The following is a 1,501-nucleotide window of genomic DNA, read 5'->3' on the forward strand; positions in this document are numbered from 1 at the left end:
CTACAAGGACTTCCCACCGTTTCAAGCTCCAATAGCAAGACCTGACCCTTCGGGGTCTTTTTCATTTCTAGACCTGTGTTCTGAACAGCGGCAACGCAACGAGGAACAGACTGAACATCTACAAACGGGCTTGCTGCGGACGATGCCGCTGCCCCAGATACGAACCGCTCAGCAAGACCCCATTCGTTCGTCGTTGTTGGCTCAGCGTGCTGAGCGTGCAACGGACAGGTTATCGGGTTCACCTGCTGCCGGTCTGACCTGTGCTTTGCTTCTACGAACGTGGGTCTGTGATTCAGTGAATGAGTGAGGGGACTCAGGCTGGCTGCGGCTCCTTGAGCGCCGGCAACTTGCACTGAGGAACAGGCGGTACATGCTCTGGGTCGTAGTCGATTCCCCGCGTCAGCACCGCCCACAGAATGCGAGCGTTCTTGTTGGCTAGCGCCACCAGAGCCTTCTGCCATCCGACACGGTCGCGCAGTTGCAGCAACCACTGCGAGATGCGGTCATTGCGTTTGGGCGCGGCCAGCAATGCGGACTTGGCGCCCTGGATCAGCAAGGTGCGCAAGTAGTCATCGCCGCGCTTGGTGATGCGGCCCAGCCGGTTCTTGCCGCCAGTGGAGTTTTGGCTCGGCACCAATCCAACCCAGGCGCTGAATTGGCGTGCGCTCTTGAACTGGTGCATGTCGCCCACGGCAGCCACCAAGGCCGAAGCGGTCAGATCGCCCACACCGTGCAACTGCGCGGCACGAGCGGCGGCCTGATCGGCACGTACATGCTGCTTGACCTGCTGGTCACACCAGGCGATCTCGTCGTCCAGCACACGCCAGTGCGCCTGTGTGCGCTGCAGAGCCAGGCGCATCACGCCGGGCAGTTCGTTGCTGGCGTCTTCCAGCACATCGTTGAGCACACGACGCAAGGCATCAGGGCTTTGCGGGAAGACCAGGCCGAACTCAGCCAGCAAGCCGCGAATGCGGTTGATGCAGGCGGTGCGTTCCTCCTTGTAGCCTTCGCGCAGCCGATGAATCCCTTGCCAGCCTTGCTGATCCGGCGTCTTCACAGGCACACAGCGCGTACGCACCCGTGAGGCGGCCTCACAGATCGCTGCAGCGTCGTTTGCATCGTTCTTGCCGCTGGCGCCTTGCACGCGGAATGGCGCGATGAAGTGGGCCGCGATCAGCCGGGCATCCAACCCCATCAGGCGTAGACGGCGGGCGAGGTGGTGCGCGCCGGAGCAGCTTTCCATCGCGACCACGGTGCCCGCAGGCAAACCCAGCGCCCAGCTCAAGAAGCGCTCCGGAGACATCGGCCGCGCCAGCACGGTAAGGTCGACGTTATCGACCGCGTGAACCTGGTAAACACGCTTGGCCAAATCTACACCGACTCGGGTAATCTTCTCCATGGACTTCCCCTTTCAAATGGCAGCTGATTGATGACTTCGAGAACCACCAATCTTGGCGCATTGACGCCGTTTGCCCGAAGGTGGGAAGTCCCTTCGTATTCG

The 1,501-nt window shown here is 61.3% G+C and carries 1 protein-coding gene; it reads right to left on the reverse strand.

Going from position 1 to position 1,501, the window contains the following annotated elements:
- Nucleotides 1-313: 313 nt before the first annotated feature.
- Nucleotides 314-1,399, reverse strand: coding sequence for an IS110 family RNA-guided transposase (locus LNV28_RS24945; protein WP_263569073.1), 1,086 nt, complete (start codon nucleotides 1,397-1,399; stop codon nucleotides 314-316).
- Nucleotides 1,400-1,501: the final 102 nt, after the last annotated feature.

The organism is Paucibacter sp. DJ2R-2 (genome assembly GCF_025717675.1).
Lineage (GTDB): Bacteria > Pseudomonadota > Gammaproteobacteria > Burkholderiales > Burkholderiaceae_C > Paucibacter_A.